The sequence below is a fragment of the Mesobacillus sp. S13 genome (genome assembly GCF_020422885.1).
GTDB classification, from domain to species: domain Bacteria; phylum Bacillota; class Bacilli; order Bacillales; family Cytobacillaceae; genus Mesobacillus; species Mesobacillus selenatarsenatis_A.
This window is the reverse complement of sequence record NZ_CP084622.1, coordinates 4,067,860-4,081,799: the sequence shown is the minus strand read 5'-3', so window position 1 is coordinate 4,081,799 and position 13,940 is coordinate 4,067,860. Positions and strand designations below refer to the sequence as shown.

Genomic DNA, 13,940 nt, shown 5'->3' with positions numbered 1-13,940 from the left:
AGTATTCCCGGCAGAAAGATAGGTAATCAAAATGCTTCTGAAAACCAACGGTCAAAGATGGATTGGATTAATGGCGGCCATCTTCTTCATTTTATTTTTAATATGCGCAAGTATCGTTTACGGTTATACCGATACATCTTGGGGAACAGCTTTCAACGCGTTCACCGATTATGATGGATCCAACGAACATATCATCATTCAATCTGTCCGGCTTCCGCGTGCGCTGATTGCGGCTGCTGTCGGGGCGAGCCTGGCGATTGCCGGGGTTCTGATGCAAACGTTAACGAAAAATCCTCTTGCTTCACCAGGGATTTTTGGCGTGAATGCCGGAGCTGGATTTGCTGTAGTCGTTGCTGTGACCGTTTTTTCAGTTGGCAGCCTCCAGGCGTTTGCGTGGATCTCCTTTATGGGTGCGGCTATTGCAGCCGTTAGCGTTTATGTGATTGGCTCTGCTGGTCGTGAAGGATTGACACCTATGAAGTTGACTCTTGCCGGCGCAGCGATGACAGCAATGTTTTCCTCCTTCACTCAGGGACTGCTTGTTCTTGATGAGGCGGCTCTTGAGCAAGTACTGTACTGGCTTGCGGGCTCTGTGCAGGGGCGCAAGCTGGAAACACTCGGCACTGTTCTCCCATATTTAGCGTTCGGCTGGCTGGCAGCTATCCTGATTTCTACGAAAATGAACGTGCTGTCCATGGGGGAGGATGTCGCGAAAGGCCTCGGTTTGAACACTGGTTTTGTAAAGCTAGGTGCAGGCGTGATCATCGTCCTTTTATCTGGAGGTGCAGTGGCTGTAGCCGGACCAATTGGATTTATTGGAATCGTGATTCCGCATTTGACAAGGGCGGTGGTTGGCATAGACCACCGCTGGGTGATTCCTTTCTCGGCAATTTTTGGAGGAATGCTGCTGCTGGCGGCAGATATCGCTGCCCGATACGTACTGATGCCGCAGGAAATCCCTGTTGGTGTCATGACCGCTATGATCGGGACTCCATTTTTCATTTATATAGCGAGAAAGGGGTTCAACGGAAAATGAGCCAATATAGAACTCTAAGGATTTTTAAAGATAAAGTATCTTTCTTGATTGATAAAAAGGCAGCCGGAATTTTTGTCGGTCTGCTGATTGTGGCATTGGCCGTGTTTGTCTTCAGTACCGGCATGGGCGATATGGCGATAAGTCCACTAAGCGTCATTTCAGTATTTTTTGGCGGAGGAAGCGATATGGAGAGATTGGTCGTGCAATCGTTCCGCTTACCAAGGATTATCGTGGCTCTGATGGTGGGCATCAGCTTGGCTGTAGCCGGAGGGATCCTGCAGGGAATGATCAGGAACCCGCTTGCTTCACCTGACATTCTCGGAATCACCGGTGGTGCGGCAGTGGCAGTTGTCGGATTTCTCGCCGTTTTCAGCGGGGATAATAATGCACTGACAGTAAGCATAGAATGGATGCCAGTAGCAGCTTTTGCGGGTGCTTCCATTGTAGCGTTCCTGGTTTATTTCCTTTCATGGAAAAATGGAGTCTCTCCTGTGCGCCTTGTATTGATTGGGATCGGGATTTCCGCGATGATGCAGGCCTTGACGACCCTGATGATGATTATGGGCCCGATCTACCGGGCTAGCCAGGCGAATATCTGGATTACAGGAACTGTGTATGGGTCCACCTGGAGCAATGTCGCAGTGCTTGTGCCATGGACTGTCATCATGCTGTTGATTGCTTTTATTTTTGCAAGGAATGTCAATGTACAGGAACTTGGGGAAGATATAGCCACAGGCGTCGGGGGGCATGTACAGAGGCAGCGTTTTGTGCTGTTGCTTGTCAGCACGGCCCTGATTGCAAGTTCGGTCGCTTTTGCCGGAGGAATTGGTTTCGTTGGCCTGATGGCGCCGCATATGGCAAGAAGGCTTGTCGGCTCTGCATTCGGTGCACTATTGCCAGTATCAGCCCTTATTGGCGGGATCTTGGTCATGCTGGCTGATTTGATCGGACGTACAATGTTTTCGCCATTAGAAGTCCCCGCAGGCGTATTTACCGCTGGGATCGGCGCGCCGTATTTTATTTATCTGCTATATAAAACAAGAAATTCTTAAACCTGACAGAAAGGGGAATCGACATGACCCAGGCTATTGAAACGGAAAAGCTGACGCTATCCTATGGAGATTCCATTATTATAAATGAACTAGACATACAAATTCCTAAAGGCGAAATTACCGTTTTTATCGGAGGGAATGGCTGCGGAAAATCAACCTTACTGCGCTCGATTGCGAGGCTGCTGAAGCCGCAGGCAGGAGCAATCCTTTTGGAGGGAGAGGCAATCTCCAAACTGTCGACGAAGGAGGTTGCCCGCAAAATGGCGATCCTGCCCCAGTCTCCCACAGCACCCGAAGGACTGACGGTCATGCAGCTTGTGAAACAAGGAAGATATCCTTACCAGACCTGGCTGAAGCAATGGTCGGAAGAGGATGAAAAAAGTGTGGGAAATGCTTTGAAGGCAACAGGCATTGACCACCTGAAGGACCGGACAGTCGATTCATTGTCAGGGGGACAGCGCCAGCGTGCCTGGATTGCAATGACACTGGCGCAGGACACAGATATCATTCTGCTCGATGAACCGACAACCTACCTGGATATGACTCATCAAATCGAAATCTTAGATCTTCTTTTTGAGTTGAATGAAAAAGAAGGCAGGACGATTGTCATGGTTTTGCATGACCTGAACTTGGCTTGCCGATATGCGCATAATATCGTCGCCATCAAGGACCAAAAAATCTTTGACCAGGGGAAGCCGGAAGTGGTCATTAACTGCGGACTTGTGAAGCATGTTTTCGGGATGAATTGCGAAGTGACCATTGACCCGTTATTCGGTACGCCGCTATGCATTCCACATGGCAAAGGCCGCCGTATTCTAAAGGACAAAATAGGAGCGCCCGTATGAAGAGAGAGCTGACAGCAACTGAAATCGGAATTCTAGCCAACTACCGTTTTGTCGACTCCGAGCCTGAAAAAGATGTCCAAATCGATTTCAGGCCTTTTACAGATGAATCGGCTATGGGCGCTTATTTGGAAAAGTTCAATGAAGGTTTGAAGGCTCCGGATGCGAAAACGGCTGCTTCCGTTTTCATGAAACGGCATGCCTTTCTTGCCGTTCTCTACCTATACTCCATGACCGCTTTTAACAAAAAGCTGGATGTTTCACCTGAAAATATTATTCTGGCAGATGCCATCAAGGATGGACTGTGGTTGCCTGGGTTTTATCTGAAAAACAAAAGCACCGAACTGTGTCCTTCTGGCCAGCGTGAAGAGTGGAGGAAGGAAGCAATCGAGCATTTGTTCTTGGATAATCTTTCCCCTGTTATCGATGCTATCTCAAAATCTGCGAAAATCTCAAAAATGATTCTATGGGAGAATGTCTCAGTCTATATTTTCTGGCTTTATGAAAAAATCTTAAGCCAGGTCGATGATCATGAAGTGAAGGAGCGGGCACAAGAGGACTTCTCTTTTCTGATCGATACGGCCCCGGGAAAGCTGTTTGGACGCTATCATAGCAATCCGATTGCAAGATATCACACTGAACCTGTCTATCAGGAAGAGGCAGATACATATATCAGGATCCGAAAAACCTGCTGTTTCAGCTATATGCTAAAGGATAAAGGAAGCTACTGCAAAACCTGTCCCCGGACATGCGGAGCTTAAAAAAGGAAGGAGTGTCTTAATGGATAAAACACTTACAGAACAAATGGATGGATTGCTGGAAAAATACACAGAGCTTTTGGTCGGTGAAGGTTCAGTTGAAAATATCGAAAAGGTAAAAACATGGATATTATACAGCCATATCGCCAAGTCGATGCCTCCGCTGGCCAAGCACTGGAATGCAGAATATCCGGATGCCAGGGAGCAAATCAAGAACGTGATCACCCAAGTCAAAGAAATGAATGAGCAGCAACGAAAAAAATAACAACGAACCATCTCCAAGCGAGGTGGTTTTTTCATTGTTTGAAAAGATGTGCAAACGAAGTTTTAACACCATAACAATAGTGAAAAGTGCAAGAAAAAGAAGGGGAAAGTGTACGAACATGCAACAAAAGATTGGGAAAGGAGCAAAAAGTGCGGGTGCAATTATGAGATAGGCTTTATCGGACAAAAACATGAGGAATCACCAGAGAAGTGTCCGTTAGAAGAGCTCTATCGGACAAAACCATGAGGAATTCCCGGAAAAGTGTCCATAATAAGAGCTCTATCGGACAAAAACATGAGGAATCACCAGAAAAGTGTCCATTAGAAGAGCTCTATCGGACAAAAACATGAGGAATCACCAGAAAAGTGTCCATTAGAAGGGCTCTATCGGACAAAACCATGAGGAATTCCCAGAAAAGTGTCCATAAGAAGAGCTCTATCGGACAAAAACATGAGGAATCACCAGAAAAGTGTCCATTAGAAGAGCTCTATCGGACAAAACAAGAGGAATTCCCAGAGAATTGTCCATTAGAAGAGCTCTATCGGACAAAACCACGAGGAATTCCCAGAAAAGTGTCCGTTAGGAGAGCTCTATCGGACAAAACCATGAAGAATCACCAAAAAAGTGACCGTCAAAAATAAGAACCGGGAGAATTAGCCCGGTTCAATCATGAAGACAACTCATTTATTGAAGCTGCTGTCCGCCATATGGAAATTGGTTTGTATAACCCTGGAACTGCTGGTGTGACTGCTGAAGCTTTTGAGCATCTGCTGCTTCCACGGCATACCAGCCTTTTTTGAACATCAGGTTATAAATGCTGCGCTGGGCGTTGGCTGTTTCTGTGTAGATTGAAAGTAAGTCCTGGTAGAGCTGGTCATGGCTAACTTCGTTCAAAGCTGTGTCATAGCCCCGAGTCATGTATTTTTCTGTCGTTAATATATCATTGATGAAATCGCGGTCATTCATCTGTGGTGTCTTTTGGACCTGTGTTTCTGGATTCTGAATCTTTTGCTGATTCTGGTTCTGGTTCATCCGCTTTTTCCTCCTGGTAGTTTGATTATTGCATTCCTGGCATTTGGGAATATGTCTGGTTTTGCGGGCTGTTCAAGTGAGTAAGGATTTTCTGGTAATGTTTCTGATGCATTTGGCCGCATTTTTCGATTTCCATCTTCAGCTCCTGATCCTGGCACTGTTGGGCAAAGAAATGTGCTTTTTTCATGGCAAGTAAATTCCAAGAAAGCATATCTGTTAAGTATAAAGAATCTTTAGTGGAAACGACTGATGGCGGCGTCTGCATGATCCCTTGCTGCTGACCCTGAAAATTCATGTTTTGCTGCTGCATATTAAGACCTCCTGTTTTATGTTCATTCCTACGGATATTATCGTTCCCGTGCCGAAATAAAGTATTCAGGACAAGATTCGTCAAAAAAGAACATTTTCCTACGAAAGTAATATTCAAAGCTAATAAAAAGTGATAAAATAATTTTGCAAAATAGATATAGATGAAGCAATTTTTTTAAAGGGTGTTGTAATCGTTTTCATTAAGGGGAGGAAAAGCTATGGAACAATTAATGAGGAACTTCTTTCTTTTTCTATCGAAAAATAAATTTTTCACGAAGATGGCCAAGAAATACGGTCTTCGTCTAGGGGCAAAACGTTTCGTTTCCGGCGAAACGGTCGAGCAGTCAGTTGAAGTCATTAAAGAACTGAACCGTAAGAATCTTGCAGCAACCGTCGATTTCCTTGGCGAATTCGTCGACAATGAAAGAGAAGCGAATGAGAGAGCGGAAAGCTCGATTGCAATGATAAAAGCAATTGGCCGCGAAAAACTAAATGCCCAGATGAGCGTCAAGATGACTTCACTTGGCTTTGATATCTCTGAGAAAGTTGTCATGAACAATATGCGCCGAATCATGGATACAGCCAAAGAGAACAATGTATTTGTGACCATCGACATGGAAGATTACGAGCGCTGCCAGAGGACTCTGGATATTTTCAAACAGCTTAAATCCGAATATGATAACATCGGCACGGTCATCCAAGCTTATTTATACAGGACTGAAAAAGATATTGAGGACCTGAATCAATACTCTCCGAATCTCCGACTTGTGAAAGGCGCCTACAAAGAATCACCGGAGGTTGCTTTCCCTGAAAAGAAGGATGTGGATGAGAACTTCAAGAAAATCATTAAAATGCATATGCTGAACGGCAACTATACAGCTGTTGCATCACACGATGACAATATCATCAACTTCACGAAGGAGTTTGCGAAGGCAAACAATATTCCGAAAAGCCAGTTCGAATTCCAGATGCTGTTTGGAATCATGCCGGAAAGGCAGCTGCAGTTAGCCGAAGAAGGTTATACAATGCGCGTTTATGTCCCGTTCGGAACAGACTGGTACGGATATTTCATGCGCCGCCTTGCAGAGCGCCCAGCAAACGTAGCATTTGTTTTAAAAGGGATGTTAAAGAAATAAACTTCAGGCTGACGATTGTCAGCCTGTTTTTATTTATTTCAAACAGGAAGATTTAAAAACTCTACTTTGAGAATTATCCAGCTCCAGCGCCTAGCCTCTCGAGACGTTTCGGTCCGCCCAATGAAGTCAAAGAACGACTTCAATGGTCGGCCCTCCAACGCTTGTCGAGGCTGACCGAGGCGCTTACGCTTTTATTTTTTATACTGGCTGTTCTGGCTGTTTTGTTTTCTTTCTCCGCCTTGTCCCATTGAAGGTCCGGCATTTCCTTTAACACTGGCAGCACTGACGCCAGCCTTCGATGGATCCTTTTTCATTCTTGCCATGATCATACCTCCGTGTTTTTCAATGATAAAAGTACCGCTGTTATAGATTGCCCAAGTCTGAAAAAATAAGCATGGGAATTAAAAATTCAAAAAATTTTCTTTTTTCCGCACCTTATTATTGCGGAAATTTTTTAAATATTTTATAGTAGTAATTAACAGAGCTCATTTATATGCATATTTTTTTTGGTGCAAAAATGAATGAGTATTCATTCAAAAAGAGTCAAAGGGGGAGACAAATTTGATGCGACAAATTCAAAAGGCAGCGGTGCTTGGTTCGGGTGTCATGGGATCAGGGATTGCCGCACATCTGGCAAACATCGGGATTCCGACATTGCTGCTGGACATTGTACCTCGGGAATTAACGGAACAGGAAAAAGCGAAAGGCCTGACACTAGAAGATAAGCAGGTGCGCAACCGGATCAGTGCAGGAGCTTTGCAGAAGTTATTGAAGCAGAAGCCCGCACCCCTGGCTTCCAAAAAGAATCTCGCTCTAATTGAAGCAGGGAATTTCGAAGATGATATGGAAAAACTCAAGGATGTAGACTGGGTGATCGAAGTCGTAGTTGAAAACCTTGATATTAAAAAGAAAGTTTTCACGAATGTAGATAAATACCGTAAGCAAGGAAGCATCATCAGCTCGAATACTTCAGGAATCTCAGTCGAGGCAATGGCTGAAGGACGTTCCGAAGATTTCAGGAAGCATTTCCTGGGCACGCATTTCTTCAACCCGCCACGCTATCTGAAGCTGCTTGAAGTCATTCCTACTAAAGATACGGATCCTGAAGTTCTTTCCTTCATCAAGAAGTTCGGTGAAGACCAGCTTGGAAAAGGCGTCGTTGAAGCAAAGGACACACCTAACTTCATCGCCAACCGAATCGGCACTTACGGATTGCTCGTGACAGTAAGGGAAATGGTCAAAGGCGGATACAGTGTTGGTGAAGTTGACTCCGTGACTGGCCCAATGATCGGCCGCCCTAAGAGCGCAACATTCCGCACACTTGACGTAGTTGGTCTTGATACCTTCGCTCATGTTGCCAAAAACGTATATGACCAGGTTGACGGGGAAGAAAAGGAAGTCTTTGAAGTACCTGAGTTCATGAAGAAGATGCTTGAGAACGGCTGGCTTGGCAGCAAGTCCGGTCAGGGTTTCTTCCTGAAGCAAGGCAAGGAAATTCTTGAGCTGGATCCGCAGACTTTGGAATATGGACCACGTAAAAAATTAAAAACAGCGTCTACTGAAATGGCCAAGCAGGAAAAAGGGCTTGCCAATAAAATGAAAGCGCTTGTTTATGCTAAGGACCGCGCTGGAGAGCTTTTATGGAACATCTTCAGTCCTGTACTTGTTTACTCAGCTGACTTGCTGGGCACGATTGCTGACGATATCGTCGCCGTTGACCGTGCGATGAAGTGGGGCTTCGGCTGGGAGATGGGGCCTTTCGAAGCATGGGATGCGCTTGGTGTCGAAAAAGCTATCAGCAAAATGGAGTCTGAAGGCAAGACCGTCCCTGCATGGGTAAAAGAAATGGTCGAAAAAGGCTTTACTTCTTTCTATAAAGAAGAGGAAGGCAAGTTGAGCTATTACCATAATGGTGAATACGTTGCGGTAGAGGAAAATCCAAAGGCAATCAACCTGAAACTCTTGAAGAAGCAAAAGGGTGTCATTAAAAAGAATGGCGGAGCAAGTCTGATCGACCTTGGCGATGGCATCGCATTGCTGGAGTTCCACTCACACAGTAACTCAATCGGACCAGACATCCTTCAGATGATCAATTTCGCGATTGACGAAGTCGAAAAGAACTTTAAGGGACTTGTCATCGGCAACCAGGGCAAGAACTTCTCGGTTGGTGCGAATCTCGCAATGATTCTGATGGAAGCACAGGACGATAACATTTGGGATCTTGATATGGTCGTTCGCCAATTCCAGCAGACGACGATGAAAATCAAATATAGCTCCAAGCCAATTGTAGCTGCTCCATTTGGAATGACGCTCGGCGGAGGCGCTGAAATGTGCTTGCCGGCTGCACATATCCAGGCGTCAATGGAAACCTACATGGGACTTGTTGAAGCAGGAGTTGGTTTGATCCCTGGCGGCGGTGGAAATAAAGAGCTTTACATCAAGCATCTTGAAGGCCTGCCAAAAGGCGTTGATTTTGACCTTCAAAAGGTTGCGAACAAAGTATTCGAAACAATCGCGATGGCTAAAGTCTCCACTTCAGGTGAAGAAGCGCGAGAAAATAACTTCCTGAACGAAGCAGACGGCATCAGTGTCAACAGCGACCACTTATTGTACGATGCGAAACAGGCTGCATTGAACTTGTATGAAAGCGGCTATAAAGCACCGGTGAGAAAGAAAGTACCTGTAACAGGTGAACCGGGATATGCAACGCTGCTGCTGGGCGCTCAGACAATGCAACTGTCAGGATATATTTCAGAACATGACTTGAAAATCGCGAAGAAGCTTGCATATGTCATCTCTGGTGGTAAAGTGCCATACGGAACCGAGGTCGATGAGCAATACTTGCTTGACCTTGAAAGGGAAGCATTCCTTAGCCTTGTGGCTGAACCGAAATCACAGCAGCGCATGCAGCATATGCTCGTAAAAGGAAAACCATTACGTAACTAATAGATTGATAGTTTTGAAGAATATCTACATTACAACATCCGAGGAAAGAGAGGGAATGAGATGAGAGAAGCGGTAATCGTAGCCGGAGCCCGGACACCGGTCGGAAAAGCAAAAAAAGGAACTCTTGCAAATGTCCGGCCCGATGATCTTGGAGCTCTTGTAGTAAGAGAAACTCTTAAACGTGCAGGCAATTATGAAGGGAACATTGATGACTTAATCATCGGCTGTGCAATGCCAGAAGCAGAGCAAGGTTTGAATATGGCGCGAAATATTGGTGCACTTGCAGGTCTGTCACATGAAGTGCCGGCGATCACAATCAACCGTTATTGTTCTTCAGGTCTTCAGGCAATTGCGAATGCATCGGAAAGAATCATGCTTGGCCATGCAGACACGATCATCGCCGGTGGAGCGGAATCAATGAGTTTGGTGCCGATGATGGGCCATGTTGTCCGCCCGAATGCAAAGCTTGCTGAAACGGCTCCGCAATACTATATGGGAATGGGCCATACAGCTGAGGAAGTAGCCAAGAAGTACGGCATTTCCCGTGAAGAGCAGGATGCTTTTGCAGTAAGAAGCCATCAGCGTGCAGCAAAAGCAATCCAGGAAGGCAAATTCGAGGATGAAATCGTTCCTGTCGATGTAACTCTTCGATCAGTAGGCAAAGATAATAAGCTTGTTGAGAAGACGATCCAGTTCAAACAGGATGAAGGCGTACGTCCTGATACAAATCTTGAAACACTGGCGAAGCTTCGTCCGGCTTTCAATATCAAAGGTACAGTCACTGCAGGAAACTCTTCACAAACAAGTGACGGAGCAGCGGCAGTCATGGTGATGGACCGTGAAAAAGCGGAATCTCTTGGATTGAAGCCGCTCGCTAAATTCCGTTCATTCGCACTTGGCGGTGTGCCGCCGGAAATCATGGGGATCGGCCCTGTAGTGGCTATTCCTAAAGCATTGAAGCTTGCCGGACTGCAAGTGTCGGATATCGGCGTATTCGAACTGAATGAAGCATTCGCTTCACAGTCAATCCAGGTCATCCGTGAACTGGGCCTTGATGAAGATAAAGTCAACGTAAACGGTGGCGCAATCGCACTAGGACATCCGCTGGGTACTACTGGCGCGAAGCTGACTTTAACCGTCATCCACGAAATGAAACGCAGAAATGAGCAATTCGGTGTCGTAACAATGTGTATCGGCGGCGGAATGGGTGCTGCTGGAGTATTTGAACTACTTTAAACAAAATATGGAGGGGTTTTAGCCCCTCCCCATAATGGATGGGAGGAAGAATAAATGGGTAACCAAACAGAAAAGCTTGTCAAAGGCGGAAGTTTCTTAATTGAGGATGTAACTTATGACCATGTTTTCACTCCAGAGGATTACACAGATGAGCACAAAATGATCGCGAAAACGACTGAGGATTTCGTAACGAACGAAGTATTGCCTCAGGTTGAATATATCGAGCAGCATGAGTTTGACCGCACTGTAAAACTATTGAAGGAAGCTGGAGAGCTTGGCCTTCTTGGAGCGGATGTTCCTGAAGAATACGGCGGATTGAGTCTTGATAAAATCAGCTCAGCGTTGATCGCTGAGAAAATGGCAGTAGCTGGCGGATTTTCCATCTCCCATGGTGCTCACGTTGGTATCGGTTCATTGCCAATCGTTCTTTTCGGTAATGAAGAGCAAAAGCAAAAATACCTTCCAGAACTGGCAACTGGCGAGAAGCTTGCAGCCTATGCTCTTACTGAGCCAGGTTCAGGTTCAGACGCATTGGGTGCAAAGACTACTGCTAAACTGAATGCTGAAGGAACTCACTACGTTCTTAACGGTGAAAAGCAATGGATCACAAACGCTGGCTTTGCGGATGTATTCGTTGTTTATGCCAAAATCGATGGCGAACAATTCACCGCTTTCATCGTGGAAAGAGAATATCCTGGAGTATCAGTAGGCGCTGAAGAGAAGAAAATGGGAATCAAGAGCTCTTCAACACGCACATTGATTCTTGAAGATGCTCAAGTACCTGTGGAAAACCTTCTTGGTGAAGCTGGAAAAGGACACCTTATCGCTTTCAATATCCTGAACATCGGACGCTATAAGTTGGGTGTAGGCGCAACTGGCGGAGCTAAGCAGGCATTCGGTCTGACTGTAAAGTATGCTAATCAGCGCCAACAGTTCAAAACACCTATTTCCCAATTCAACCTTACAAAAGAAAAGCTTGCGACAATGGCTTCGAAAATCTATGCAACTGAGAGCTCTGTATATCGTACAGTTGGCTTGTTCGAGGAAAGAATGAACCAGTTGTCTGAGGAAGAAATCAACAATGGTAAAGCAGTCGCTGATTCAATCGCTGAGTACGCAATCGAGTGCTCAATGAACAAAGTATTTGCGACAGAAACACTTGATTATGTGGTTGATGAAGGCGTTCAGATCCACGGTGGATACGGCTTCATGCAGGAGTATGAAATCGAAAGAGCTTACCGTGATTCAAGAATCAACCGTATTTTCGAAGGAACGAACGAAATCAACCGCCTATTGGTACCAGGAACATTCCTGCGCAAGGCAATGAAGGGCGAGCTTCCATTATTGCAGAAAGCTCAACAGCTACAGGAAGAGCTTATGATGCTAATGCCTGAAGAGCCAGGCGATGAGCCGTTGGCACAGGAAAAATACCTTGTTAAGAACGCGAAGAAAATCGGCTTGCTTGCGGCTGGGTTAGCTGCACAGAAGTTCGGCAAAGCATTGGAAAAAGAGCAGGAAATCCTCGTCAACATCGCGGATATCATTTCAAATGCTTATTCAATGGAATCTGCTGTTCTGCGTACTGAAAAAGCAATCGCAAAAGATGGAGTGGAAAAGAGCAAGCAAAAGCTTCTTTACACACAAATCTTCTGCCAGGAAGCATTCAATGAAATCGAACGTGACGCAAAAGAAACTCTTGTGGCAACAGAAGAGGGAGATGCACTTCGCATGTTGACTTCCGCATTGCGCAAGTTCACAAGACACACTCCAATCAATGTGATCGCGAAGAAGCGTGAAGCATCTGAAAAGCTTATCGAAGCAGAACGTTTCATCGTTTAATCTTAGGGTTTGCGAACACTTCTCCTGTAAGAGGGAGAAGTGTTTTTTAATAAAACAAAAACTAACCAAAAGAGCATTTTTTTATGAACAATAATTCTGTTCCATGGAGGAATTTTTCGAAATATGTAGAATAAAGTAAGGGATGCCGAAAATGTCATGGAATTAAGCACGCAATGTTAGTATTTTTCAGCCTTATTATGTTACTATCCGATTAGAGGGTTTCATTAATGGGATACTAGCAAAGGGTGGTGAAAATATGGCAAAGACATTTTATTGGTACCCTAAATGCGGCACATGCCGGAACGCCAAGAAATGGTTGGACCAGCATGAAGTGAACTATAATGAAGTACATATTGTCGAAAATCCGCCTTCCCAATCGCAGCTTGAAGAAATGCTGGAAAAAAGCGGCCTCGATATCAAGAAATTTTTCAATACGAGCGGCCAAAAGTATCGGGAACTAGGGATGAAAGACAAAATCAAGACAGCATCAAAAAGTGAGCTGCTGGAACTGCTTGCATCAGATGGCATGCTCATCAAACGCCCGCTGATGACAGACGGGGAAAAAGTAACCGTAGGCTTTAAAGAGGAAGAATTCGAAAAAGCCTGGCTGTAATTTTGGTCCCATCGATAATAATCGATAGAGATATACAAATGGAGGGATAGTTAATGAGTATACCAAATGAGTTACGTTACTCTAAAGAACACGAATGGGTAAAAGTTGAAGGAGAAAAGGTTCGCATCGGTATTACTGATTTTGCTCAATCTGAACTTGGCGATATCGTTTTCGTCGAACTACCTGAAGTAGGAGACGAAATCAGCCTTGACCAGCCATTCGGAAGCGTAGAATCCGTTAAAACTGTTTCTGAGCTATATGCGCCAGTAAGCGGCAAGGTAGTGGAAATTAACGAAGAGCTCAATGACAGCCCTGAATTCGTTAACGAATCTCCATACGAGAAAGCATGGATGATCACTGTCGAACTATCGGACAACAGTGAAGTAGAAAAGCTTATGACTGCTGAACAATACGAAGACATGATCAAAGAATAATTTTAACTGACGCCTTGATGCATTCAAGGCGTTTTCTTATACAGATTTCCCCCCTCCATAACTCCTTCATTTTTCCATCAATTCATTCCAATAAATCGGATAAACTAAAAGTAATCGACAATCCAAGAAGGGTGAAATCCATGACACTTAACAAACAAAAGCTTGATATTACGGACAGAGTGACAGGTAAGCTTGAAAACGGCCAGATCCAGCTCTATTTGGAAAATGAACAAATCGGATCCATAGAGCTTCCAGAAGGTATGCAAATGAAATTAGAGCACCACTATGAGGCAGAACAGAATAAAATCTACCAGCATGTATCAGTACCGGATCAGTCAGAACCTCGGTACACTGATTGTGATGAAGGCGGCTGGTGTTAAGAATACCCAAACAGCGGCCATTCATGCCGCTGTTTTTTTCTATTTGCCCCAGATGGGTCACG

At 45.1% G+C, this 13,940-nt stretch carries 15 protein-coding genes; 12 read left to right on the top strand and 3 right to left on the bottom strand.

Annotated elements, in window-relative coordinates; genetic code table 11:
* The first annotated feature begins 31 nt into the window (after positions 1 to 31).
* Genes LGO15_RS20955 through LGO15_RS20935 form a run of 5 tightly spaced genes read left to right on the top strand, consistent with a single transcriptional unit; the run spans position 32 to position 3,953 of the window.
* A complete protein-coding gene (locus LGO15_RS20955) occupies positions 32 to 1,036 on the top strand; it encodes a FecCD family ABC transporter permease (protein ID WP_167833567.1) in 1,005 nt (334 codons plus the stop codon).
* Complete coding sequence (locus LGO15_RS20950; RefSeq protein ID WP_167833568.1) at positions 1,033 to 2,088, top strand: FecCD family ABC transporter permease; 1,056 nt, start codon at positions 1,033 to 1,035, stop codon at positions 2,086 to 2,088. Before LGO15_RS20955 ends, LGO15_RS20950 begins: the two co-directional genes overlap by 4 nt.
* A gap of 23 nt (positions 2,089 to 2,111) precedes the next feature.
* Positions 2,112 to 2,933 carry an ABC transporter ATP-binding protein gene (locus LGO15_RS20945; protein ID WP_226085786.1) on the top strand — a complete coding sequence of 274 codons (822 nt, stop codon included), beginning with the start codon at positions 2,112 to 2,114 and terminating at the stop codon, positions 2,931 to 2,933.
* Positions 2,930 to 3,691 carry a siderophore-iron reductase FhuF gene (gene fhuF / locus LGO15_RS20940; RefSeq protein WP_167833569.1) on the top strand — a complete coding sequence of 254 codons (762 nt, stop codon included), beginning with the start codon at positions 2,930 to 2,932 and terminating at the stop codon, positions 3,689 to 3,691. The genes LGO15_RS20945 and fhuF overlap by 4 nt, the downstream gene beginning before the upstream one ends.
* Before the next feature lie 19 nt (positions 3,692 to 3,710).
* Entirely contained in the window at positions 3,711 to 3,953 is a 243-nt protein-coding gene (locus LGO15_RS20935; RefSeq protein WP_167833570.1) for a YusU family protein, read from the top strand.
* Between the two features lie 684 nt (positions 3,954 to 4,637).
* On the opposite strand, the gene LGO15_RS20930 is transcribed toward LGO15_RS20935, so the two are convergent.
* Together LGO15_RS20930 and LGO15_RS20925 are read right to left on the bottom strand one after the other, a co-directional pair.
* Positions 4,638 to 4,985, bottom strand: coding sequence for a spore coat protein (locus tag LGO15_RS20930; protein ID WP_226085785.1), 348 nt, complete (start codon positions 4,983 to 4,985; stop codon positions 4,638 to 4,640).
* Between the two features lie 25 nt (positions 4,986 to 5,010).
* The gene (locus LGO15_RS20925) at positions 5,011 to 5,295 is read right to left on the bottom strand and encodes a hypothetical protein (RefSeq protein WP_167833572.1); all 285 of its coding nucleotides are present in this window, start codon (positions 5,293 to 5,295) and stop codon (positions 5,011 to 5,013) included.
* 217 nt (positions 5,296 to 5,512) lie between these two features.
* Here LGO15_RS20925 and LGO15_RS20920 point away from each other — a divergent pair, with 217 nt between their 5' ends.
* Positions 5,513 to 6,430, top strand: coding sequence for a proline dehydrogenase family protein (locus LGO15_RS20920; RefSeq protein WP_167833573.1), 918 nt, complete (start codon positions 5,513 to 5,515; stop codon positions 6,428 to 6,430).
* 191 nt (positions 6,431 to 6,621) lie between these two features.
* Here LGO15_RS20920 and LGO15_RS20915 read toward each other — a convergent pair whose 3' ends face one another.
* On the bottom strand, positions 6,622 to 6,753 hold the full coding sequence (locus LGO15_RS20915) for a YuzL family protein (protein ID WP_023626545.1): 132 nt from the start codon (positions 6,751 to 6,753) through the stop codon (positions 6,622 to 6,624).
* Between the two features lie 238 nt (positions 6,754 to 6,991).
* Between LGO15_RS20915 and LGO15_RS20910 the strand changes: the two genes are divergently transcribed.
* The 6 genes from LGO15_RS20910 to LGO15_RS20885 all read left to right on the top strand — a co-directional run bounded on the left by LGO15_RS20910 (position 6,992) and on the right by LGO15_RS20885 (position 13,878).
* Positions 6,992 to 9,376 (top strand): 3-hydroxyacyl-CoA dehydrogenase/enoyl-CoA hydratase family protein, encoded by a 2,385-nt coding sequence (locus tag LGO15_RS20910; protein ID WP_167833574.1) that lies wholly within the window; start codon positions 6,992 to 6,994, stop codon positions 9,374 to 9,376.
* A 60-nt stretch (positions 9,377 to 9,436) separates the two neighbouring features.
* A complete protein-coding gene (locus LGO15_RS20905) occupies positions 9,437 to 10,612 on the top strand; it encodes an acetyl-CoA C-acetyltransferase (RefSeq protein ID WP_102264238.1) in 1,176 nt (391 codons plus the stop codon).
* A gap of 54 nt (positions 10,613 to 10,666) precedes the next feature.
* Positions 10,667 to 12,451 (top strand): acyl-CoA dehydrogenase family protein, encoded by a 1,785-nt coding sequence (locus tag LGO15_RS20900; protein ID WP_167833575.1) that lies wholly within the window; start codon positions 10,667 to 10,669, stop codon positions 12,449 to 12,451.
* A gap of 256 nt (positions 12,452 to 12,707) precedes the next feature.
* Positions 12,708 to 13,064: an arsenate reductase family protein gene (locus LGO15_RS20895; RefSeq protein ID WP_167833576.1), complete on the top strand. Its 357-nt coding sequence runs from the start codon at positions 12,708 to 12,710 to the stop codon at positions 13,062 to 13,064.
* A gap of 53 nt (positions 13,065 to 13,117) precedes the next feature.
* A complete protein-coding gene (gcvH, locus tag LGO15_RS20890) occupies positions 13,118 to 13,498 on the top strand; it encodes a glycine cleavage system protein GcvH (protein WP_167833577.1) in 381 nt (126 codons plus the stop codon).
* A gap of 140 nt (positions 13,499 to 13,638) precedes the next feature.
* Positions 13,639 to 13,878, top strand: coding sequence for a YusG family protein (locus tag LGO15_RS20885; protein ID WP_167833578.1), 240 nt, complete (start codon positions 13,639 to 13,641; stop codon positions 13,876 to 13,878).
* Positions 13,879 to 13,940 lie beyond the last annotated feature (62 nt).

Bases quoted from the DNA above. Each gene is read 5' to 3' on its own strand.
- LGO15_RS20955 (WP_167833567.1), top strand. From the start codon at position 32: ATGCTTCTGAAAACCAACGGTCAAAGATGGATTGGATTAATGGCGGCC.
- LGO15_RS20950 (WP_167833568.1), top strand. From the start codon at position 1,033: ATGAGCCAATATAGAACTCTAAGGATTTTTAAAGATAAAGTATCTTTC.
- LGO15_RS20945 (WP_226085786.1), top strand. From the start codon at position 2,112: ATGACCCAGGCTATTGAAACGGAAAAGCTGACGCTATCCTATGGAGAT.
- fhuF (WP_167833569.1), top strand. From the start codon at position 2,930: ATGAAGAGAGAGCTGACAGCAACTGAAATCGGAATTCTAGCCAACTAC.
- LGO15_RS20935 (WP_167833570.1), top strand. From the start codon at position 3,711: ATGGATAAAACACTTACAGAACAAATGGATGGATTGCTGGAAAAATAC.
- LGO15_RS20930 (WP_226085785.1), bottom strand. From the start codon at position 4,985: ATGAACCAGAACCAGAATCAGCAAAAGATTCAGAATCCAGAAACACAG.
- LGO15_RS20925 (WP_167833572.1), bottom strand. From the start codon at position 5,295: ATGCAGCAGCAAAACATGAATTTTCAGGGTCAGCAGCAAGGGATCATG.
- LGO15_RS20920 (WP_167833573.1), top strand. From the start codon at position 5,513: ATGGAACAATTAATGAGGAACTTCTTTCTTTTTCTATCGAAAAATAAA.
- LGO15_RS20915 (WP_023626545.1), bottom strand. From the start codon at position 6,753: ATGGCAAGAATGAAAAAGGATCCATCGAAGGCTGGCGTCAGTGCTGCC.
- LGO15_RS20905 (WP_102264238.1), top strand. From the start codon at position 9,437: ATGAGAGAAGCGGTAATCGTAGCCGGAGCCCGGACACCGGTCGGAAAA.
- LGO15_RS20900 (WP_167833575.1), top strand. From the start codon at position 10,667: ATGGGTAACCAAACAGAAAAGCTTGTCAAAGGCGGAAGTTTCTTAATT.
- LGO15_RS20895 (WP_167833576.1), top strand. From the start codon at position 12,708: ATGGCAAAGACATTTTATTGGTACCCTAAATGCGGCACATGCCGGAAC.
- gcvH (WP_167833577.1), top strand. From the start codon at position 13,118: ATGAGTATACCAAATGAGTTACGTTACTCTAAAGAACACGAATGGGTA.
- LGO15_RS20885 (WP_167833578.1), top strand. From the start codon at position 13,639: ATGACACTTAACAAACAAAAGCTTGATATTACGGACAGAGTGACAGGT.